Genomic DNA, 21,744 nt, shown 5'->3' with positions numbered 1-21,744 from the left:
CGGCTGTCAGTAAAGGTTTAAAACCTAACTGGCAGCCGAATTTATTAGGAGTGAACCATGAGTCAGTTTTTAATAGCGGACGATCATCCGTTATTTCGTGAAGCACTAAAGGGCGCACTGAGCGCAAAATTTGAGGGTTTAGAGGTTTTTGAATCATCCGATTTTGACAGCACACTGCAAGTGTTAAGCGAGCAAGAGGATCTTGATATATTACTGCTAGACCTTCACATGCCAGGTAATGGTGATTTATATGGTCTTATTCGTATTAGAGAAGAATACCCAAGCTTACCTATTGCCGTTGTTTCGGGTAGTGAAGACGTGAACATCGTTTCTAAAGTAATGGGTTACGGCGCTATGGGTTTTATTCCTAAATCATCATCGTCTGATGATATTGCCAGTGCAATTAACCAAATACTTGAAGGCGATACATGGCTACCAAAAGAGCTAAAAAACAAAGTAGCTGAAATTGAAGGTGAAGATAGAGAAATAGCAGCGCAAGTTGCCTCATTAACGCCTCAACAATACCGAGTGCTGCAATATCTGCACGAAGGTTTACTTAATAAGCAAATTGCTTATGAACTACACATATCAGAAGCGACAGTGAAAGCACACATTACAGCCATATTTAGAAAACTCGGTGTGTACAATCGTACCCAAGCCGTTTTAATTGCCGCTAAATTAAAGCTCGAACCAATAGAGCAGGCATAATTTACATTTAAAAAGTTATTAGCTTATTTATGAGCAAAAAAATGCCAGCAACAATGCTGGCATTTTTTATATGTAGAATAATTAAGCAGTTGGATTAATGCTAAGAAAACACCACGGTTTTATTACCATTAATAAATAGCTTATGCTCTGAGGCAAGTTGAAGTGCTTTACAAAACACAGTCTTTTCAACATCTTTGCCCATTTTAGCCATCATTTCGGCGGTATTCGCATGTGTAACGCTGGTTACATCTTGCAAAATAATAGGACCTTCATCAAGCTCATTATTAACAAAGTGAGCGGTAGCACCAATAATTTTTACGCCGCGCTCAAATGCTTGATGATAAGGTTTAGCACCTATAAATGCAGGCAAAAATGAGTGATGAATATTAATTATTTTACCTTCAAACCGACCCACAAATTCAGGACTTAAAATACGCATGTATTTGGCAAGGCCAATAATGTCAGGGTTGTAGCTGGCAATTAAATCGCCTACCTTTTCATCATGCTCGCTACGGGTTAACCCTTCGTGCGATACAACATGAAATGGCACACCAAACCCTTTAGCTAGCGGCTCTAAATCAGCATAGTTAGCAATTACAGCGAGTACTTCAATATTAAGAGTTTGTTCAAATTGCTTTAACAGCATACCACCTAAACAATGAGCTTCTTTAGTTGCCAGTAAAACTACTTTAGTTTTTGCGCCGCAATGTAGCGCAAGTTTAGCGCCTTGTGGCAACAGTGCGCGTAGTTGATCTAAAAAGTCGCTTTGTGGCTCGCCTGTAAGCTCTGTACGCATAAAAAATCGCTGCGCGTCTTTATCTACAAATTCGTTGTTACGCGTAATGTTTAAATTATTTTTATGGCAAAGCCCTGTAATTTTAGCTATTAAGCCTACATCATCAGCACATTGGGTGGTTAGTATATAGCTCATTGTCCTCATTCTTACCCTGTAATTAATCCTTTCATTATTTGTGTTTTGGCACATAAAGCAAGGGCTTTGTGAACTAATCCAATATTAATCATGTTGTTGAGTGCAAAAGAGGTAATAAAGTTAAAAAGTATTGAATAGAGGTTAAAAAAAATGCCACCTAAGTTAACAAGGTGGCATTAATAAAAATTATCTAGGTTTGAGGTTAATTAACTCTTGGGCTCGGGAGATAAGTTTTCTTCTTGTCTTAAATACCCGGCAGCTTCTTCATCATCTTTCGCTATCGCTTGCTGAGTAGGTATAGCGCGCGTTTGTTGGTTTAGTTGATGTATCTGTGACGCATTACCTAAATCGCGCTCACTGGTGATTGAGGCGATAGATTCGCGGTCTTTTAAGAATGCAATAACGTCTTTTTTGATTGCTTGTAATTGTCCTTCGTCTTTATGCATTTCCATAATGTGGCGAGGATGTTCAAGGTTTTTCATACCTGTTGCAGCAAACGTAGTAGAGATAACACGAGAAACAATAATCCAAGGCGTTATGCTACTGCGTACTAAAGTATTTTCTGAACGGGTGCTATCGTGAATACCAGTACCTGTTGATATTTTAGACTCAGTAAAAGTGCCTTCACATTTAAAGTACACAAGCAGTGACTCAAATTGCATTTCTGCAAAAAATAGATGCGCTGTGTTTGCAAGTAATTGCGCAAATGCTTTAATAAGTACGCCTATTAGCAATAAGTGAAAGCTTGTCATTAATAGCTCACTAAATTGAATAACATGTTGGTTATTAAATGCCTGTTTAAAACTATTAATATTTGCCGCATCAATGTAATGGTAAATATTAATAAACGAATACGCTAAAAGTACAGTAAATGCTAACGCTACAATATAAAGTAAGTTACCGCTCACCAAAGCAAGTAATCTCGCGAGTGTAAAGTTTTTACCTAAGTCCATTGAGTGCAGTTTAGGCTGAATCTCTTGGATCATTTCACCTTTAAAACCGCCTTTACCTTCTATTTGTTCTTGAAGCTTAGGGTCTAATTCTCTGTAAACTCTGTTAGGTACTTCTTTATAACGGCGATTAGCCATTACTAGGTTATCGAGGTTTATGAAAATCTCGTCTGGATGAACAGACTCTTGCCAGTTTTCACGTAGTTCAGATACTTCAGCTGAAGGGGTAACTGAATTTAAACGCGCTTTAATCATGATAAAAGCAAGCGCACAGCTTAGAGTTGCTAATATAATAATTGCAATTAAGTACATTCCAGCATGAAGACTAGGCAGTTGCTCAAGCCAGCTATCTATTTCTTGTTTACTAATGTGCTGCTCTTTCATCAACCATGACATAGAAAGACCAATAGCGATGGGTAAAATAAAAGATAACGAAATAATTTTAGCAAGTGCACCAGTACCAAGTGCTTCAATATTCTTTTCTGCATTTCGAGAGATAGGTTTACCTGTAGAGCGCCAAGAAAAAAGCACGTAAAACATTAATATTGCACTATAAACCGGAAATGCTAATTCCCCAGCTTCACCGGTAAAGCCCGACAAAGATACAAATGCAACAAGGCCATAAGCAATAAGGGCGACAAAGGTGCTTACCCATGAGCCAAATAATCGCTGGGCAACATTTCGAATTGGATATGGTAGAAACAATAACTTAGGGATTAAGCTGTGAAGTAAGCGTGATAAAAAACCATTAGGCTCTTTAAATGTACTGTTTTTACGACCAACCAGCATTTCTTCAAGTGATTGCGCTGTGTAGGCTACTTCTTTTTGTTCTTCTTGAGCGGTTGATGCTTGCGATTTACTGTAGTTATAAGCAAGTGAAGTTGGGTGGTTTCTACCTACAAAGTATTTAAGTGTTGCATAAATACCTGACGATAGTGAGCGAATGCCGAATGCTAAAATAAGCATGCCAAACACCATTAAAATCCAACCTGCGGTTGTATCTTCTTTCACAGAGCCCGCAGCAATAACAAGTAAACTAATACCTGCTATAGACTCAATGAGTCCTCTTAATGCTGTTACTTTACCTTCCAGTTTGAAGGGGTTTTTTAGTCCAAGATCAATCGATCCATAATCAAAAGCCATTGAATTCTCCATTTAAACAGCACCCCAATTGCGGGGGACAAAGTGTAATTAATCTGAACTTAGGATAATAAATCTATCTCAAGTAGCTTTATTTTAGCGCTAAGTGCATCGAGTTTAATCGTAATAGACTTGTTGCTGGCGCGTAAGTTAGACCTACTTTTGCGAAAACCTAAATAGAATTATTAATATATATTAAGTATTTATAATTGTTGTTGGTTTTTTATTATATATCAATAATCTTGTTCAGTTTAAGGTTATTTTAAAGTGATACATTTTATATTCCGACGCATGCTTAAATATAACTGGAGGGTTAATGAAGCTAATTTATGTAGACGATAATTTACCAGGGATCACTCGTAAACTTAAACATAAAAGTTGGCTTTACTTTGATCCAATCGGTAAGCAAATAAAAGAGCAAAATGTGATTGATCGTTTGAATGGATTGGCATTTCCGCCTGCCTATAAAAACGCCTGGTTTTGCCCAGAAGAAAACGGGCATATTTTAGCGACAGGATTTGATAGTAAGGGGCGAAAGCAATACCGCTACCATCCTGAATTTAGGGCGCAACAAGAAGCAAAAAAATACCAAGCATGTGGAGTATTTGGTAATAAACTCCCTTTGTTAAGAGCGCGTTTAGAAACAGACTTACAAGGCGATGAACTTAATATTGAGCGCACTTTAGCAGCAGTTGTAAGACTTATGGATTTAGGTGCGCTGAGGGTAGGTAACGAGCGTAACGTAAAGCAAAATAAAAGTTTTGGTGCTACAACATTACGAACACGCCATGCAAAACTCACGGGCAAAAATATTCAGCTAAAATATCGTGCCAAGTCAGGTAAAGAACGTGAAGTAAATATAACCGACAGGGTGCTTAGCCATGTTATAAAAGACTTACAAGATTTACCCGGGCAGCATTTATTTCAGTATATAAATGAAGGTGAGCGCACAAATGTTACATCAAGTGAAATAAACCAATACATTCAGCAAATAATGGGTGAGGAGTTTAGTGCAAAACACTTTAGAACTTGGCGAGCAAGCGTTATTGCATTCAAACAATTAGCTAAAGCTAAAGGGGCGCTTAGTTTAAAAAGCATGCTTGATAGCGTATCTGAGCAACTTGGTAATACTCCCGCTATAGCACGCAAATCTTATGTGCATCCCGATTTAATTACGCTGTGTAAAGAAGATGAAGATACTCAAACTGCGTGGAGAGAGTCCCTTTCATTACCACGAAAAACAAAGTACTTGAGTCGTTATGAACGTGGTTTTTTAGCTTTTTTAAAAGATTAATTGCCATAGCAACTTTACACACTTGAGCATATTAATTACATATTCTCTAGTTTAATTTATTAACGTTTAGAATAAGGGTTTTTAAAAAGTCATTAAATTTCAATTGTTTATTTTGAAACTTTAATTTGGCATTACCGTTGCACCTCCAGAGTACTACTTAGTGGTAAGTACAAAAGCATTTATCAACGATATTTAGCGAGGAGGTACACAGTGAAGGGGTCATTTTCAAATCAAGCGCATACTAAAGCAAAGGGTTTTACTTTAATAACTGCATTGTTTATTGGCATGAGCGGTTTATGCTCAGCACCAACACTCGCTGCCAATGAGCTTGAAAGTGTGGTACTCGCTAACTCTTCACTAGCTGCTTACAACTCACAAAGTTACATGCAAGCTGATGACACCTACTACTTTGACCAATATTCAGCGCAGTTAATTGAACGTACAGAAAAAGCCATTAATTGGTATCAAGAAATAGTTAACAAAGGTGGTTTTACACACTTATATAACGATGAATTGCTTGAACTAGGCAGTAATAATAAACAAGTGAGCTTACTTGCACAGCGTTTATACCAAGAGCGTGACTTAAAAACTAATGTGTGCGACGAAGTTATATGCACGTTTGATAAAGATATAGAGCAAGCTGTTAAGCAATTTCAAAGCCGCCATGGTTTAAAAGTTGATGGCCGAGTGGGTAAGCGTACTTTTGCATCGCTTAATGTGCCCGCACAGCAAAAACTCGATAAATTAAAACTTAACTTTTATAGAATAACTAACTTTGCAGGCGCAAGTGATGAGCAATATGTGTATGTAAATATTCCTGAATACAGCTTACGATTTGTAAAAGCTGGCGATGTAAAATTAAAAAATAACGTAATTGTAGGTAAACCAAGTTGGGAAACACCTGCATTTAGCGACGAAATAGAAAAGTTTGTAGTTAATCCTGAATGGCGTATACCCACCTCAATTGCCACCAAAGAAATTGCTCCAAAGGTAGCCGAGGATCCTGACTACCTTGTAAAAAATAATATTGAAATTAGAAAAAACAGCTACCTAGACTCACAAACTGTTAATCCAAGCAACATTGATTGGGATTCTATTAAGCCGTACCAATTTGATCACTTTTTAGTAAAACGTGCTGGTGAAGAAAACCCCCTAGGGGAGGTTAAGTATTTATTCCCCAATGCCGAAGCAATTTATGTTCACGATACACCAGCAAAGCACCGTTTTAGCCAAGCAAATCGAGCTTTATCGCATGGCTGTATAAGAATAGAAAAGCCTTTTTCGTTAGCGCGTGAAATTATTAAGTACGAAGGAGAAGCGCAAACACTCAATAATATGGACACAGCACTTGCTCAAAATAGTACTCAGACGTTTTATTTAGATGAGCCTCTTCCTATTCATTTAGTTTATTGGACTGCATGGGTTGACGAAAATAAGCTGGTTAACTTTAGAGATGACATATATCAACGCGATAAAAAAGCGCTATTAAAAAATGACGAACAATCGGTGATTGCCGCTTTATTAAAAAATAAATAATGAGAGGGTTTATGCAATTTATTCATTATATTTCTATCGCCATATTCACAATTATATTTAGCAATAGTGTACTTGCTGCCGCGCCTATAAAGCCTGCACATCAGGTAGTTGATATAAAAAACAAAGCCAACTTTGAAGATGCAGAATTTAGCCTAAAAATTAACGATATAGTTATGCCATATTCGGTGTTTTCAGTATTTGTAATGCCCAAAGAGCAAGTTGAGTTTGAAGTGCTTTTTGCGCAATCAAAAAATGCTTACACGCTAATTAACACTCAAGGGAAATCTAAGCTTACAGACACCAACCGCTGGCAATGGCAAGCACCCAAAGAGCCAGGTTTAACAACGGTAATTATTGAGTCGCCCGATAAAAAACAGCGTATGAAAATCAACGTATTTGTAAAAGTACCGGCAGACAATGTTGAAGGAGGAAAGCTCAAGTATTACCACATTGGGCACTATCCTAAACCTTCACAGATTAAAGACGCTTCACACTACATAGTGCCCGATGGCTTTGTTAAGGTAACGCCTGAAAATGAAAACGTAAAAATATCACCTCACTTTTCACTAAAAGAATTTGTTAGTAAGCAGCGAAGTAAGTACCCAAAGTATTTATTTTTACAAAATAAGTTGCTACTTAAACTAGAAAAAATACGCAAAGAACTGATTTTAGAAGGTATACCGGTTAGTAATATGGTGGTTATGAGCGGTTATAGAACTCCGTACTACAACAAATCAATTGGCAATGTAAAACTTAGCCGACATGTATTTGGTGATGCTGCCGATATTTTTATAGATAACGATGGCAACTACCGTATGGATGATATAAATAATGACGGTAAGCATTCAATTGGTGACGCTAAAGCGATGGCCGATATAGTGGAGTCGTTAGCTAGACGTGAATCATTTAAAGGTTTGCTAGGTGGTTTAGGTATTTATGGGCCTAAGTCGCACAGAGGCGCATTTATACATGTTGATACGCGTGGTTTTAAAGCGCGATGGGTGAGTAAGTAATTGCAACGGCTACCTCATTTAGCATAAAGCTAAACTAGCTAAGTTTAATTGTACAAGAGATTAGCTAAGCCAAGGTAGCTTGGTTTTTATAAGCCCTTTGTTTTATACCCATTTTATATCTTTACTGAGCTAGTCTTTTTTACTTTAAACTGAGGCGCTTATATGAGCTATAAACATGGTGTGTATCAGCCGCTTTCCAATATTTAATTATTTTATTTTGTACGAAAAGCTTTAAATATAAAGGCTGCATCAGCAGCCTTTATATTATGCTATTGCAGCATAAACGTTTCGTATTCTAAATCTTCAAATTGTTTAGAAAGCCAAAATAAGCCAACAACAGAGGTAATAATAGTTGAGAGAGCAAAGCCGTAACCATAAAACTGCGGCCCAAAAGCGATTGATAGCAAAGTTAAAACAACGTTTATTACCAAAAATAGTCCCGCTAAAAACAGGACGGTTGAGCGTTTATCTAAATAAAACAAAATATTTAAAATAGACAAAAATATAACTTGTACACCCACACCAACTACATCAATAAATAAAAGCGTTTTATAGTTTGGATCAATACCAATAAAGGTAAGTATTTGCTCGCCCCATAATAATAAGCAGGCAACGGTAATACCTTGAATTTTAAATATATCGTATAAACCGGCACGTGCAGTTTGGATCATATTGTCTTTTAAATAGTAAATCTCTTCTAACGATGAACCCTCTCGAATAGCTGTGTAAAAACGGTCGTATTCTTCTACAAAGTCGGTTTCCATTTTTACTAAAAATACAGCCATACCGGGAATAATAGACAAATAGGCTAAAAATATAGGTAAGTCGTAAATTGGGCTGGCTCTTAACGTGCCAATAATCTGAATTGATGTGCTTGGTGAATACCAAAAAATGATTTTATCAGCCCACACACCAATGTTATAAAACAGACCACAAAAGAATAGGCTGTAATACACTTTTTTATTGCTTAAAAAGTCAAAGCTTATAAGTTTTTCACCCGGGTAGCGGCGAATAATCATAAACAAAAAGCTAAAAAAGAGCAGAGCTTCGCCTGCAAAAAACGCAAAAAATAAGCCGTCTAACTGCCAGTCTCTTAATAAGTATGCAAGTAATACCATAAAGGCGTAACCACTTAGCATGGTTATTAAAATTAACCGGTATTCTTTCATACCTGATAGAAAAATAGCGCCAAGCCACTGATTACATAAGCTTACAAAGGCACCTAAAATTATAATCTTAGTAACAACAGGTATAGGGAGCATAGGCCATACAGCCAAGCCTACCAATAGCGCGGCTATTGTTGTTATAAGCTGTGCACCGAGTAGATTAGGCAGTACCTTTGCCTCTTCTTTTTGAAAAAATAAATCGGCAATAAATCGAGTTAGTAATAACTGCAAACCACCCGTTAAAATAAGTGAGGCGGCCATCATGTAGGTAACAAGCGTTAAAAATTGAATAATAAGTACTTTAGGTAATACAATTCCTAAACTTAAAATACCAATAAGCATTAACGCTACAATAGAGAGCAGCCAAGGCCCTGAGCCTATTAAACCTGCGTAGCCGTATGCTTCAAAAACTGAGAGCAGGGTATTTTTTTTGAGAATTTTTCGTATCTCAAAACCTATTCCAGCCATGCTATTGTATCCTTATAAAGTTTATCGTAACGGGCAAACATGTGGCTCTCGTCATAAAATTTTTGTACGCGGTCTAAACCACTTTTTTGATACTCAAGCCAAGTTTGCTCATTTGTTAGCATGTTTGATATTTGTTTTGCAGTTTCGCTCGGAGAAGCAATTGGGACAACTTCACCGGCTTTACCTAACGCTTTATCTTCATCAGTTCCGCCTTCGATTATTTCGCGGCACGAGCCAACATCACTAGCAAGTACAGGCACTCCAGCCGCCATTGCCTCTAAAAGCACTAAAGGCTGCGCTTCAGAAATCGAGGTTAAAGCTACAATTCCGAGCTGAGGCAAAATTTTAGTAATATCTTGCATACCTAAAAACTTAACACTGTTTTGTAAATCAAGGCTGCCTACCAGTAGCTCACACTCTTTGTAGTATTGTGGGTCTTCTTCGAAAGGGCCGATGATCCAGCCTTCGACCTCTGGTAATATCGATTGCGCTTCTTTAATCGCACGTATAAAGGTTTTAATATCTTTTATAGGCACTACACGTCCAATTAATCCAACAACCGGTGGTATCTGTTTTGGACGCTGATCAAGCGCTTCAATAAAGCGCACTGTTTTAATGCCATTAGGCACAACAAATGCTTTTTCTGGCGCTGCACCATCTTTTATTTGGCGCTGCCTGTTACCATCGTATAGCGAAATGATCTTATCTGCTTCTTGGTATGTTGTTCGGCCAATTTGCTCAAAAAAGCTGATCCACATTCGGCGAATAAAGCCCATCTCGGTATTTAAGTTTTTACCTAGGCTTTGTTCTGACTCTTTGATCCAACTGGCTTGAATAAGATCTATTTTTCTCTCTTTGGTGTAAATACCATGCTCGGTCAACAAAAAGGGAGTATTACTTATTACACTGGCGCCGGATCCTAAAATACCCGCATACCCGGTAGATATTGAGTGAATAAGTTTAACTTTAGGAAGCCCTCGTGCAATTTCGGCTATTTTAAATAGCGGCTTATATAAATTGCGATATGACCAAAAAAAGTCAATAAAAGAGGATTCATCACAAAAAGTTGAATAATAATTAGTGAGTACTTGCCATGACGATTCACTATATAAAAAGTCGGCTTCGTTAATACCGTCTTTTTTAGCTAAAGTTTCAAATGCAAACTTTAGTAATTCAGTCGGGATTGGCTCGTTACAATCTCTAAAATAATTTTGTAGTTGCTGCCAAAAATCAAAGAGTTCTTTTTTATATTTAACCCCGTGCTTAGCTTTTATTTCAGAGGTATCATTTTGTACTAAATAATGAATATGCAGCTTGGTAACGTTTTCAGGCAAGGTATATTGAATATCGCCATAATGCTCTGGCGCTCCACCTATAAAAACAAGCTCAAAGTTATAATGAGGTAACCCTTCAATTATTTGATGGACCCAGCTAGATACGCCACCACGCACATAAGGGTAAGTACCTTCTAAAAGCAGTAAAATGTCTGCATTTTTGTTACTCATGCCAATACTCCTGTAAATGACGTAATTCACTGCCCTTAGGTTGTTCTGGGAGTTCTTTTAAGTAGCGTTTACAGTCGTCAAACTTGTTCATACAAAAGGCAACTTCGGCTTTATAGGGGAGAACATGACGCCTTGCCATGCCCGACTCAGTTGCTTTTAGTAAGTACTCATGGGCTATTTCGTATTTGTTTAAGGCTAAAGATATACGCCCTAAAAATATAAAAGTTGCAGGTGTTTTTACGTGCTCAATACTTTGCTGTGCAAGTGCTTCGGCTTTTTCTAAAACGTATTTACGAAGCGCACCTTGTGCTAAACCTAAGTAGCTAAGTTCCCAATAAAGTTCGGCTAGTTGTTTTTGTAAATTACTTAACTTTGGCTGCTTAGTCGTAATGGCTATTTCTTGCTGGTACAAACTGATTTTTTCGTTGAGTTTGGTTTCTTTACCATCAAGGGTTGAGTAGGCGAGTAGGCGAATATCATCTTCTAAATCTTTAAGTGCTAGCTTTAAAATAGGAATAGCCTGTGAGTCACTCATGTGACGAGCCGCCATTACGGCACTTAGACGTTTATTTGGTTCACTCGCGTGCTTCAAAATTGCTTTAAGTCCGCCCATAGAATAGGTCGGGTTTGCTGATATTGCTCTGGCTTCAAAAGGAAGCTCAGGTATTTTATGCTCTTCAATTTCTATGTCATCGTTTTTGAGAGGTTTACACAGAGCAAACGTAAGCGCTACTACAACGCCTATAATTCCAAGTACAGGCAATGTAAACAACAATAAAAACATGAGTACTAAAGAGCTATAAGGAGTCGTTTTGTATTTTTTAGGTATCAGGAAATAGCTAACAAAAGCAAAAAGGATGCTAGCAATAGCATGCAATAGTATAGCTAAAAACCAATTAGGTGTTTCCAGTACTTCTATTAGTGCAAAGTACTGACAAATACACCCTAAAATAGCCGCTACAATAATTATAATCATGAAAGTGAAACCAATCTCTTTATGTCATCTGAGCTTATTGGTAGAGCAAGTTGTTGCTCAATAGCAATATCAAGCTCAGCTAAAGTGCTACCAGTGCGCTCTTTACACCAAGTGTTCATTCGGGCAATAAAGCCTGCTTTTTCAAGTTCATCAGCTAATGGCATTAATAGCAGTAATATCTGATTTTTATCATCATATAAATAAATGTCTAAACCACGACGGGCTTCACTTAAATAACTCATAAGCTGAGTCGATTTATCAGTAATATTGTTGGCTTTTATTTTTAGTAGCTGCGATGGAATGTTGTATCGTTTTGCTTCTTTATTTGCGCGCTTAACTTGGCGAATAAAGTATGGAGACTCTTCATACGTCATTACTGGGTTTGTTATTTCATGACGAAGTAAATCGCCTATATGCCCAGCCATTACAGCAAGTAATGTCAGAGTTGTATTTTTAAGCGCAAAAAATTGTATTCTTTCAACCAAAATAGCGCCGTAAATAGTATTGTTTACATCGATAAGTGGGATTGCTATATGGTATTTACTTATACCCGATGATGCTTTTTCGTCTTTTACCGATACTAATTCTTTTTCTTCGATCATTGCTAATATAAGAGGATCGTTTTTAGCTATTTGACTCATCTTACCTATAGAGGCAAGTGGTGGCTCTAAAACACTGTCGTTTTCAACTTTATACAATCCCGCTCTTTCTAGCGAACCGTACTCAACAAATAAGTCGATTATTTTTTGCGCTGCGCTATCAAGTCTTCTTTCTTTTAATAGCCCGATAGAGGTTCTTACTGCTTGTAGTGATTCACGTAAACTTAACGTATGCCCAGCTAGCATTTGCTCAATTCTATCGTGAGATGAATTAATTAAATGATACTGACGAGTAAAAGTTTCAAGACGATCTGTTACGTACTCAAGCTGAATACTTTGCTGCTGATTAGTACGCTCCCACACATCTCTAAATTCGCCTGTGATCATAATTACAATAATGTAGCCAATCATAGCGTTAATATTGAAGTCGCTTTGCGGTGATAAAATATTTGCTTGAAGTAAAAAAAGTTGGCCAACAAGCAAACATAAAATACTAATAAAGCCTTTTGAAAAGCCATAGCGTAAAGAAACTAAAAGAGGGCCAAGTACAGGCCACGAAAACCCTCCCTCAGTCCAAAATGGGTCCTGTGCGTTAAATAATACAGGCAGCCCTAAAGCAAGCGCGGTAAATATAAATACCTCAGCCCATATTTGTAGCTCAGGAACGTCTCTTGGTCTAAGGAAATGTGTTTTCACTCACTAACCTCTATATAAGAAATTAAATCGGCAATCACATCTTGTGCTGTTGCTGCAATGCTATCGCGGCCCCAGCCACTTTTAGCAATAGTACCTGTCCAAACTGGTGTGGTTTGTCCATTTACAGTGAGTGATAATGTAAGTGCAACAACAGGTTCGCCATCAAGGCCTGCTTTATAGCGCCACTCTTCAATGCTGCCTGTTAGTACATAGTCAGCTTGTTGAGTGCTTAACCATTGCATAGCATTGTCTAAACGGTATTGATCATCCAGCGGTGGAAGCTCTTTGCTGTTTACGCGAGGTGCACGTATAAGAGTTGGTAATTTATTTTGTTGCCAAATGCTGGCTAAAATATCTTCAGCACGCTCACCGGCAAGCGGTGTTTGAGCATGATTAACAAGCGGCATTAGTGCCACTGTTTTTGAAGGGCTAAGCTCTATATCATCAGCAACTCTGCTGGTGGTACATGCTGATAATAGTAATACCAAACACGGTATAATTAAACGAAACATACTCTCTCCTAACATTAAAAATGTACGTAATAACCTAATTGTAATTGTGTATCTGAGTTACCCACTTTATTACTACTTTGGTAACCTAGCTGTAATTTAAATAAATCATCGCCCAGTACAGACCAACCAGCGCCACTTGAAACTGATACATCTACTGTATCGTTAAGTGTTTGATAGCCAGTACTTATATCAAATAACCACGAAGGGCTTGCGCCTAAATAAGGAGGTTCTAATGAACCAGTTGAAGCAAATGAGGTCCCTAGTGCAAAACGTCTAAATGGTTGAAGGTCAACTCTTAGCGGTCTTCTGCTTGCATCTGTATTTATTAATGCATTAACACGTTCAAAGTCTTGCCATTGCGCACTAAAATAAGCGTTCCAAATTGGGCGGTCTTTTAAAATGCTGTATTGGTAACGAGCATTATATTCTTGGCCGTTTATTAGTGAGCTGCCATCGCTTCTTCGAGAAAAAGACATCGCTGCTGCTGATAGCTGTACGTTTTGTCTACCATCAATATTGTAGTTAACATAGGCCGTGGCTTTATCTAGCTGAGCATAGCTAAGTAGTGCTTCTGATTGGCGGTTTTCAACATTATATTCAAGCTTTAAACCTACCTGTGTTCGTGAATCCCATTGATAACGAGAGTCTAAGCTAAGACCTTGGCGGCTAACTAAGCTGCCTTGGTGCGAATCTATTTTTGCATCAAAATACCAACGACCAAAGGTCATTTTATCTTCTATCGCAAACAGTAATCCGTTGTTATCAAGGTTTTGCTGATTACTTAAACTTAATTTCCATTGCCCATTAGCATAAGGAAAATAAACGTTTACATCGTACTGGCTACTGTTTAAACCAGCCTCTGGCGATAGGTTAATTTCAAGCGCTCTAAAATAGGATGCGCGTGCATTTCTAAGTAAACTCAATTGCGATTGACTTGGTTCTTCAGTGAGTTCTTCGTACCAACGTTGCATGGTGGCATAGGGTTGTTTTAAATAGAGTAGGGCGTTTAGCTCATCTAATTTGCTTAGTGAACCTTCAGCTATAAGCTGTTTCGCTTTATTAAACTCGCCGTTGGTCATATAAAGTTGTAGCTTTTGCCATGGCTCTAATTTTTGTGCAGCCCTGCGCGCTAACCACCAGTTTGTTTGAGGTTCACCAATAGTGTCGGGGGCAAGTTCTTCCATTGTGTTTAATTGCATTAAATGAGGAACAGCCATCGCGCCCGCCCAGCGGAACATTAGGCCTCTGTATGCATATTTATCTTTAGGTAAGTGTTGCAGTAAATAGTGATTAAGTTCAGCAGCATTTGCATAATAACCAAGTTGCTTCATTACATCGGCTAAGTTAACCAGTGTTGTTAAGTCACTTGGCTCTGCAATGGCCAATTTACGCAAATAAAAGTAGGCACTGTTATATGATTTTTCATAAATAGATAGGCTAGCTAAAAGCTGCGTCCACGCATAGGAAGTGTCGCTTTGAAAATAGCGAGCTAAAATGCGGCCAATCATTACAGTGTCATGCATTTGCAGCGCTAACCAACCTTGTGCAAGCACAACATCAGAGTCATATTCGCTTAATTTAGCAGCGCGGTTTAAAGTTGTATAAGCTGAATTTAAATCACTTTGGTTTTGATACCAATTAGAAAGAATTAACCAAGCAGGATAGAGAGCTTTATTATATCGTTGTTTATCAAGTTCAGCATGAATACGTGCAACTGATTTAGCATCATTTACTTGTGTGCTTAATAATGCAATTTGAATCAATTGACGGTCAGTTTGCGACTCACTTTTCCATAAATAATCAAGAAGCCCCTGAGGCCTACCTTCAAAGCGCAATTGTTGGTAGTGCAGCATGTCGCCTACGCTTAAAGGGCTTATTTGTTGCAACTGCTCTAATGCATATAGCTCATGAGCTTTGTCTTGGACTCGCATTGCCATGTCTACATTGGCACTCCAAAACTCATCGTCAGAACTTTCATGTTTGTTTTTTAGTACTTGCAGAGCTGTAGAAAAGTCATCTTCTAGCCAAAATGCGCGGGCAATCCAAAGTAAATCTTCTTCATTTTTAGGCCCTTTATATGTAGGCCACAAGACCCTTAAGGCTTTTAAATTACCAGTATCGTGAAGTACTTTTGCTTTCCAATATTGTGATAATGCACTTTTACCATTTATTTGCTCAAAGCGTTCAATATTATTTAACTCTTGCTTTGTGTTACCAATAAATTCGTTAGCTTGCATCCAATTAGCAAAGCCATTTCCTTTTAGATTTCTATTTTGGGCTTTATATTCGTATATATCATTAGCATCTTGGTATAAATATAAAGCGGTGGCATCGTTAATACTATCGGTAAGCATCGCAGGGGTTACGGCTTTGTTAGACATTAGCCATTTAAACTCTCGAAGTGCCTCTTTAGGCTTGTTTTGCCAGCGCTTTATCTTCCAATTTAATAAATGTAGCTCTTTGTCATCTGGGCTTTGTAGTAATAACTTTGCAAGTAATTGCTCAGCCCCTTTTGCATTTCCATTTGCTAAACGCAGGTGCATTGCTTGCGTTAAGTACTCGCTGTTATTTGGGTCGCTCTTTAATAAGCTTTCAACCGCTTGAGCTGCATCTTCTGTGTTGCCAGCCAAGTTTGCTAAATAAAGGGTGCGTTTAACATCGGCTTTGTCACCGTAGGTGTTCCACCATGCATAAGCTTGAATCGGATTATTTGCGCCAAGTGCAGTTTCAATCGCTTTAGCTGCAATGTCAGCATTTATATTTGTTTTATAAATATCGAATGCTTTGTCAGGTTCCCCTGCGCTTAACCAGTAATCGGCTGCAAGGAGTGGCTGTTTATTTTTTTGATAATACTGAGCAACTTTTGCGTTTAACCCAACGGCTTTTGCAATAGTCAGTATTTGTTCGTTCCAATTTTTATGAGCTCCTATTTTTAAAGATAGCTCTTCAAAGCGGTCGTCAACTTTAGCACCACTTGCTAGCCATAATGAGTAAAGCAGCTTTATTTCAAGTGTTGCTTTGCGCTCGCCTCTAGGTAGCTTTTCAAGCTCGTTAGTGGCTTGTGAATACTCACTAAGCCCTATATGTAGCTCAACCAATTTTGCGCGAAGCTTTTCGTTGTCGGGCTCTGCATTGAGTGCTGCATTAAGGTAAGATTTCTCAAAAGTATAATCTTGTGAAAGTGCATCATCTTCAAAAAATAAGGTATGGGGAAATAACGCATAAAGTGCAAAACAACTTACAGCTAGTATCGCTAATATTGTTTTTATAGAAATTAACTGAGGGCGCTTTTTAGTATTCATTATAGAGCAGATCCGTTGCAGTTAAGGTAACCATAAAATTGACCTTTTGGCAGATTAAAGTGCGTCACATTAGTGCGTGTTACACCTTTAAAGTGTTCACCCAAATTAGATACAAATTCGCATGAGCGTGCATTAATTAAATCAAGTGAAGCGGGCACCCATGCTTTAAAACTAACCGGTCCGTTAACTTGCCAGTTATCAATAACAACATTTGCAGATGCTAAATAAGGTTTTTTACTATTTTGGCTATGATCAAAGCTAAGGCGAGCTATGTTATTTATAATATGTATGTAGTCACCTTTTTCAGTTACACCAGATACACCTTCACTTTGAGATATGTTTGGCACATCAAAATCGGTAGGTATGCGCAGAGTACGAATGTACTTTGAGCTAAATAACCATTCATTATTACTGTTTTTTGCAAGTGCAGAAAAGTAAAAGTCTTTTGCTACTTTTGCATAGTGGCTTAAATGCACCGGTGTATTTGGCCTTGCTAAAACATAATCAATGTTGTGTTTAAGAGCGTCTAAGCCCGCAAGAACTTCGCCTGAGTAAAAGTGATAATAAATAGTGTAAGGCTTTAACCTATATGGTTTTTCTGTTATTTCGAAAGTTTCGGTTAAACGTCTAAAGCCGTAATAAGGGCCATGCCATAGGTTTGTGTAAACATTTTCATTTAATATGGGGGCGTAAATTTGATACAGCAAATCTCTTTCAGGGCGACCGATAGGGGAGATGTGAGAAAGGCTTGGGTTATCAGCATTTACATCAGTGTTACCACCGTTGACATTTAACACACCAGCGTCACGAGCAAGTTCAAGTGCTTTTGGGCCAGGTGTTGCATCACCAGACCATAGCATCATTACTGTTTTTTTATTTTTAGGTGCGAGCTTGTCATTAATGTACTTTATCGAGTCGGTAATTTCTTTGTTAAGGCTAATTGTGTTGTAGCCAGGCACGTCTAGATGAAAACCGTAATCTGTGTCGTCTTCATCTATTTTTTTTTGCCCAGATAGTGCTGTCCAAAAATAGGGATGACTATAAGTGTGTGAAGCAACTTCTACGTAAGGCAGGTTAAAAATACTACGCGCAATGCCTTCGAGTTTGGCACTTTGTTTAGAATGAATACCGCCTTCTTCAATATCAGCTTGGATCACTGATGACGTTAACGGTAGTTTGTAGTGTTTAATTATTTCATCTCGAATTACTTCTGCTGAATAAGGCTTACCTGCGTAGTGGGCAACACTTGTAAATCCATCTCCATCGATATGCAAAGTAAGCATTCGCCTGCCGCTTTCGGTGGTTGTATCTGGCACTAATATAGGTGGTAATCCCATTGCTTGAGTAAGCAATGTACGCGGATCAATAACCCATTTGCTGCCTTCCATCGGAAATGTATCAATTAGCCAAGGAGCAACTACTACTGCACCATATTTAGTTTTAGCAGCTTGTACAACTATTGTGTCATCCGATGATTTTATTGTAATTAAAGGAGTCGCATCAGTTGATAATTTGAGTAAGTATGGTTTAACAATAGGGGGAGGTGTTGTGGACTCCCCTTTAAGCCAAGGTGCAAAGCTATCTTGTTTATATGGACCTTCAGGTAGTGTGTTTAACGACTCAATACCTAAGCTTAATAATAATTTAGTTGATTGTGGTAACTCGCCTAAAATAAGCTCTGGCACCACACCTAAATTAGCTTCAAGCCAATTGTTTAGTGTGGGTGTGTAAAATGCGTCGCTTGAGGTCCACGAAATAATACCAGCATGTAAGCTAGGATCAACTAAAGGTAAATCGCGCTTTGCCATATCTATGTAATCAGGTATATACCCCAAATACTCAATCATGGTCGCAAGCTTTAAATGTACGGTAGTGTAAATGAGTGGCTTAACGTTACTGTTGTACGGAATGAGGATGCGTCTTGGTACTGGTGATATAGTTGATGTACCCCATGTTTGTAAGTGCCCATCAGTTACCCAGGGAATAAAACCTGCCTGTTTTATTTTTTGCGCCATAGCAAGACGGTTGTCAGGCTGTGCATAATCAATAACTTGTACTTTAAAACCAAGCTTTTGTGCCGTTTTTAATTGTGCACTTAGCCAAGCTTGATCGTTCTCGGTGGTTAATTTGTAGCTATTATTGATTGGGTTGTAATGGCTATATAAACCTTCAGCCACTAAATCACTGGCTAAACCAGTAAGTCTAGGTAGTAACTCAAAGCCTCGGTTGAGGATAAGGTGTTTATTAAACGTGCCAGACAGACTTTTTATAATTGCGACTAAGCCATTTTTTTGTTCTGATTTACTGTGCTTGTCATCTAAAAGTTGATAGCTGTCTAGAGTATCTAAAAACAAGCCACTGAAGCCTCGTGCTTTTAAAGCAGCTGCGTTATTTTGCACACGTTGTTGCCAATGCGTAGATGTTAAATCGGCAATGTGACTATTCCAGTTAGGGTTAACTGCGAGTGAGGACTCACTTTCAATAAACGACTCACCAACACTTAAATAAGCATAAACAGCTATGTTACGCTGTTTAAACCAATTGAGTTCGTGCTCAGTCACAAGGTCAGGCTGAACTACAACGCGAGAATAAAAGGTCATTTCGGCTAATGGCATCGGCGCTGAGTAGTAAAAAGCGATACTATTATTTACAGGCGTTGCGAATGCGTGTGCCGACACTAAAAGTGCAAGGTATAAAATATACTTCATTAATAATTCATTTTTATTAGATTATAACTGTGGCTCAAAGTGATGTGTTCCAATTTTGATCTAGTTGTTTGGTATTAGGAATATAGGACTATTATATGTTAATGGAAGTTTAATATCCATATATTCATTATTTATATGAACCTAAAACCAATACTAACATGACTAATGAGTTAACTCATTACATACGAAGCAATCGAGCGGTTCAGTACGCTATCAAATTAATTTTAGATCAATACAGTCGTTAGAATTTTGAATATAACAAAAAGGGTGGTAAATAATATATTGATTAATACAAAGGTCGCAGTGTTTTTAGTGTTCAAATACCTCCCTTGTGACTATAATATCAGCACGCAGAGCATGGTATGAGTATACTCCCACCAAATTTTTTATTTACTATGTTTTAAACCCAATAAAACATAGTAAACAGTCGTAATTTAACTTTGGCAATTGTCGTTATATATGCATTTATACACCCCGGAGAAAAAATGAGTAATTTAAGCTTGAAAAACAAATTGCTGTTACTAGCTATTTTACCGCTAATGCTACTTTTGATCAGCTTAATGCTGAGTTCTTATTATTTAGAGAATAAAAATCAGCAACAAAATTTTGAAGCATTTCAAACTAAGTTAATAAGTGACAAGCAAAGGTTACTAAGTACCGAAATTGAAATTGCTAGCAAAATTGTTCGTTATCAATTAGCAAATGGCTCTGAGCAAGATGCTAAAAACGCTTTAAGAGACTTAACATTTGGCCAAGGTGGTTACTTTTTTATATACGACACCAATGGCATTAGTGTTTTTCATGCATTACTAGGTGATGCTATTGAAGGACAAAATAAAATAGGGATGACTGACCCTAACGGTAAAAAAATAATAGTGGGCTTATTAGAGCAAGCTAGAAAAGGCGGCGGCGCTTTTAACTATCATTTTCAAAAACCAAATACCACAGGCTTAGTTGAAAAGATGGGCTATGCAGCAATGATACCAGGCACAAACTGGATGATTGGTACTGGCGCATATATGGATGATATAGATGCAGAGCTACTTAAATACCAAACAACAATGCAAGAGCACATGAATGATAAGGTAATGACCTTATTATTAATTGCTTTGTTTTGGGTTGTTTTAACAATTATATGTGCGTTAGTTGCCGCAAACACAATGGTAAAACCGATACAGCGCATGGCGCAAAGCCTTGACGATATTGCAAAAGGTGAGGGCGATTTAACTAAGCGTCTAGACATTGATACTAACGATGAAATAGGTCAACTTGGCGAAGCATTTAATATGTTTGTAAGTAAGTTACATGGCATTATTGCTAATGTGGTTGATGTAACACACGATGTAAAGACAGCTTCTGGTGACATAAATACACAAACACGATTAATTGAAGACAAGTTACTTAATCACAATCATGAAACAGATCTTGTTGCGACGGCTATTACCGAAATGTCGGCTACTTCTCATGAGGTGGCTCAAAATACAAACCAAGTGGCAGAGTCAACTCAAGCGGCAACGCAAGAAGTTGCTAAAGCTCAAGAGTGTGTTGATATTTCACTCAGTGAGGTTTCAAACTTAATGGGCGAAATTAACCTAGCTGCTGAACAAGTGGATTCACTCAGTGATCAATCTAAAAAGATTAATAGCGTACTAAGTGTAATTGGTGGAATTGCTGAGCAAACAAACTTACTTGCACTCAACGCTGCAATAGAAGCTGCGCGAGCAGGTGAGCAAGGCAGAGGGTTTGCAGTTGTTGCTGATGAAGTAAGAAGCCTAGCAAGTCGTACTCAAGTTAGCACATTAGAGATTAGTGAAATGTTGAGTGAGCTACATAACTTAGTATCAGATGCAGTTGCAGCAATGCAAGCAAGCCAAAGTAGTTGTAATCGCTCTGTTGAATCCTCTCGTGCTATTTCAGAAAGTTTAGGCGCGGTAACAAGCTCAGTTAGATCAATTAACGACATGAGTACGCAAATTGCGACAGCGGCGCTGGAGCAAAGTAGCGTTACAGAAGAAATAAACCGTAATGTATTTGCTATTCAAGAAATAGTTAATGAGCTAACTATTTCAAGTAAAACCACCTCTTCAGTTGGTCAGCATTTAGCTGGGCGTGGTGAAAGCTTAGGACACTTAGTTGGCCAGTTTAAGATTTAACAAAGCTCAAAGCCCTACACTAAAAGCCGCTAATAGCGGCTTTATTTTTGTGGGCGATTTTTTATAAAAATTATTGAATTTTTTGCA

14 protein-coding genes are annotated in these 21,744 nt (G+C 38.0%); 5 read left to right on the top strand and 9 right to left on the bottom strand.

Features of this window, described 5'->3' with window-relative positions:
- The first annotated feature begins 57 nt into the window (after window positions 1-57).
- Window positions 58-708 carry a response regulator transcription factor gene (locus tag FFU37_RS11420; protein WP_002958948.1) on the top strand — a complete coding sequence of 217 codons (651 nt, stop codon included), beginning with the start codon at window positions 58-60 and terminating at the stop codon, window positions 706-708.
- A gap of 100 nt (window positions 709-808) precedes the next feature.
- Here the strand turns inward: FFU37_RS11420 and purU are convergent, their stop codons facing one another.
- Together purU and FFU37_RS11410 are read right to left on the bottom strand one after the other, a co-directional pair.
- The gene (gene purU, locus FFU37_RS11415) at window positions 809-1,639 is read right to left on the bottom strand and encodes a formyltetrahydrofolate deformylase (protein WP_002958947.1); all 831 of its coding nucleotides are present in this window, start codon (window positions 1,637-1,639) and stop codon (window positions 809-811) included.
- 206 nt (window positions 1,640-1,845) lie between these two features.
- A complete protein-coding gene (locus tag FFU37_RS11410; protein WP_138489533.1) occupies window positions 1,846-3,732 on the bottom strand; it encodes a hypothetical protein in 1,887 nt (628 codons plus the stop codon).
- Between the two features lie 313 nt (window positions 3,733-4,045).
- Here FFU37_RS11410 and FFU37_RS11405 point away from each other — a divergent pair, with 313 nt between their 5' ends.
- The 3 genes from FFU37_RS11405 to FFU37_RS11395 all read left to right on the top strand — a co-directional run bounded on the left by FFU37_RS11405 (window position 4,046) and on the right by FFU37_RS11395 (window position 7,572).
- A complete protein-coding gene (locus FFU37_RS11405) occupies window positions 4,046-5,023 on the top strand; it encodes a DNA topoisomerase IB (RefSeq protein WP_002958945.1) in 978 nt (325 codons plus the stop codon).
- A 210-nt stretch (window positions 5,024-5,233) separates the two neighbouring features.
- On the top strand, window positions 5,234-6,559 hold the full coding sequence (locus FFU37_RS11400; RefSeq protein WP_138489532.1) for a L,D-transpeptidase family protein: 1,326 nt from the start codon (window positions 5,234-5,236) through the stop codon (window positions 6,557-6,559).
- An 11-nt stretch (window positions 6,560-6,570) separates the two neighbouring features.
- Window positions 6,571-7,572, top strand: coding sequence for a D-Ala-D-Ala carboxypeptidase family metallohydrolase (locus FFU37_RS11395; RefSeq protein ID WP_138489531.1), 1,002 nt, complete (start codon window positions 6,571-6,573; stop codon window positions 7,570-7,572).
- Window positions 7,573-7,841: 269 nt separating this feature from the next.
- Here the strand turns inward: FFU37_RS11395 and pelG are convergent, their stop codons facing one another.
- Genes pelG through FFU37_RS11360 form a run of 7 tightly spaced genes read right to left on the bottom strand, consistent with a single transcriptional unit; the run spans window position 7,842 to window position 19,504 of the window.
- Entirely contained in the window at window positions 7,842-9,206 is a 1,365-nt protein-coding gene (gene pelG, locus FFU37_RS11390; RefSeq protein ID WP_010554451.1) for an exopolysaccharide Pel transporter PelG, read from the bottom strand.
- The gene (gene pelF, locus FFU37_RS11385) at window positions 9,194-10,711 is read right to left on the bottom strand and encodes a GT4 family glycosyltransferase PelF (protein WP_138489530.1); all 1,518 of its coding nucleotides are present in this window, start codon (window positions 10,709-10,711) and stop codon (window positions 9,194-9,196) included. The genes pelG and pelF overlap by 13 nt, the downstream gene beginning before the upstream one ends.
- Window positions 10,704-11,687 (bottom strand): HEAT repeat domain-containing protein, encoded by a 984-nt coding sequence (locus tag FFU37_RS11380; protein WP_138489529.1) that lies wholly within the window; start codon window positions 11,685-11,687, stop codon window positions 10,704-10,706. The genes pelF and FFU37_RS11380 overlap by 8 nt, the downstream gene beginning before the upstream one ends.
- A complete protein-coding gene (locus tag FFU37_RS11375; RefSeq protein ID WP_138489528.1) occupies window positions 11,684-12,982 on the bottom strand; it encodes a PelD GGDEF domain-containing protein in 1,299 nt (432 codons plus the stop codon). Before FFU37_RS11375 ends, FFU37_RS11380 begins: the two co-directional genes overlap by 4 nt.
- Window positions 12,979-13,494, bottom strand: a complete 516-nt coding sequence (locus FFU37_RS11370; protein WP_002958938.1) for a hypothetical protein — start codon at window positions 13,492-13,494, stop codon at window positions 12,979-12,981. Before FFU37_RS11370 ends, FFU37_RS11375 begins: the two co-directional genes overlap by 4 nt.
- Window positions 13,495-13,508: 14 nt before the next feature.
- Entirely contained in the window at window positions 13,509-16,796 is a 3,288-nt protein-coding gene (locus FFU37_RS11365) for a tetratricopeptide repeat protein (protein WP_138489527.1), read from the bottom strand.
- Window positions 16,796-19,504 (bottom strand): endo alpha-1,4 polygalactosaminidase, encoded by a 2,709-nt coding sequence (locus tag FFU37_RS11360; protein WP_138489526.1) that lies wholly within the window; start codon window positions 19,502-19,504, stop codon window positions 16,796-16,798. Before FFU37_RS11360 ends, FFU37_RS11365 begins: the two co-directional genes overlap by 1 nt.
- A 485-nt stretch (window positions 19,505-19,989) precedes the next feature.
- Here FFU37_RS11360 and FFU37_RS11355 point away from each other — a divergent pair, with 485 nt between their 5' ends.
- Complete coding sequence (locus tag FFU37_RS11355) at window positions 19,990-21,657, top strand: methyl-accepting chemotaxis protein (RefSeq protein ID WP_138489525.1); 1,668 nt, start codon at window positions 19,990-19,992, stop codon at window positions 21,655-21,657.
- The last annotated feature ends 87 nt before the right edge of the window (window positions 21,658-21,744 follow it).

The organism is Pseudoalteromonas distincta (assembly GCF_005877035.1).
In the GTDB taxonomy this organism is placed as follows: Bacteria; Pseudomonadota; Gammaproteobacteria; order Enterobacterales; family Alteromonadaceae; genus Pseudoalteromonas; species Pseudoalteromonas distincta.
The sequence above is the reverse complement of the archived record's forward strand: the minus strand, read 5'-3'. Positions and strand labels throughout refer to the sequence as shown.

Excerpts from the sequence above, each read along its gene's own strand:
- FFU37_RS11420 (WP_002958948.1), top strand. The coding sequence starts at position 58 with ATGAGTCAGTTTTTAATAGCGGACGATCATCCGTTATTTCGTGAAGCA.
- purU (WP_002958947.1), bottom strand. The coding sequence starts at position 1,639 with ATGAGCTATATACTAACCACCCAATGTGCTGATGATGTAGGCTTAATA.
- FFU37_RS11410 (WP_138489533.1), bottom strand. The coding sequence starts at position 3,732 with ATGGCTTTTGATTATGGATCGATTGATCTTGGACTAAAAAACCCCTTC.
- FFU37_RS11405 (WP_002958945.1), top strand. The coding sequence starts at position 4,046 with ATGAAGCTAATTTATGTAGACGATAATTTACCAGGGATCACTCGTAAA.
- FFU37_RS11395 (WP_138489531.1), top strand. The coding sequence starts at position 6,571 with ATGCAATTTATTCATTATATTTCTATCGCCATATTCACAATTATATTT.
- pelG (WP_010554451.1), bottom strand. The coding sequence starts at position 9,206 with ATGGCTGGAATAGGTTTTGAGATACGAAAAATTCTCAAAAAAAATACC.
- pelF (WP_138489530.1), bottom strand. The coding sequence starts at position 10,711 with ATGAGTAACAAAAATGCAGACATTTTACTGCTTTTAGAAGGTACTTAC.
- FFU37_RS11380 (WP_138489529.1), bottom strand. The coding sequence starts at position 11,687 with ATGATTATAATTATTGTAGCGGCTATTTTAGGGTGTATTTGTCAGTAC.
- FFU37_RS11370 (WP_002958938.1), bottom strand. The coding sequence starts at position 13,494 with ATGTTTCGTTTAATTATACCGTGTTTGGTATTACTATTATCAGCATGT.
- FFU37_RS11365 (WP_138489527.1), bottom strand. The coding sequence starts at position 16,796 with ATGAATACTAAAAAGCGCCCTCAGTTAATTTCTATAAAAACAATATTA.
- FFU37_RS11360 (WP_138489526.1), bottom strand. The coding sequence starts at position 19,504 with ATGAAGTATATTTTATACCTTGCACTTTTAGTGTCGGCACACGCATTC.
- FFU37_RS11355 (WP_138489525.1), top strand. The coding sequence starts at position 19,990 with ATGAGTAATTTAAGCTTGAAAAACAAATTGCTGTTACTAGCTATTTTA.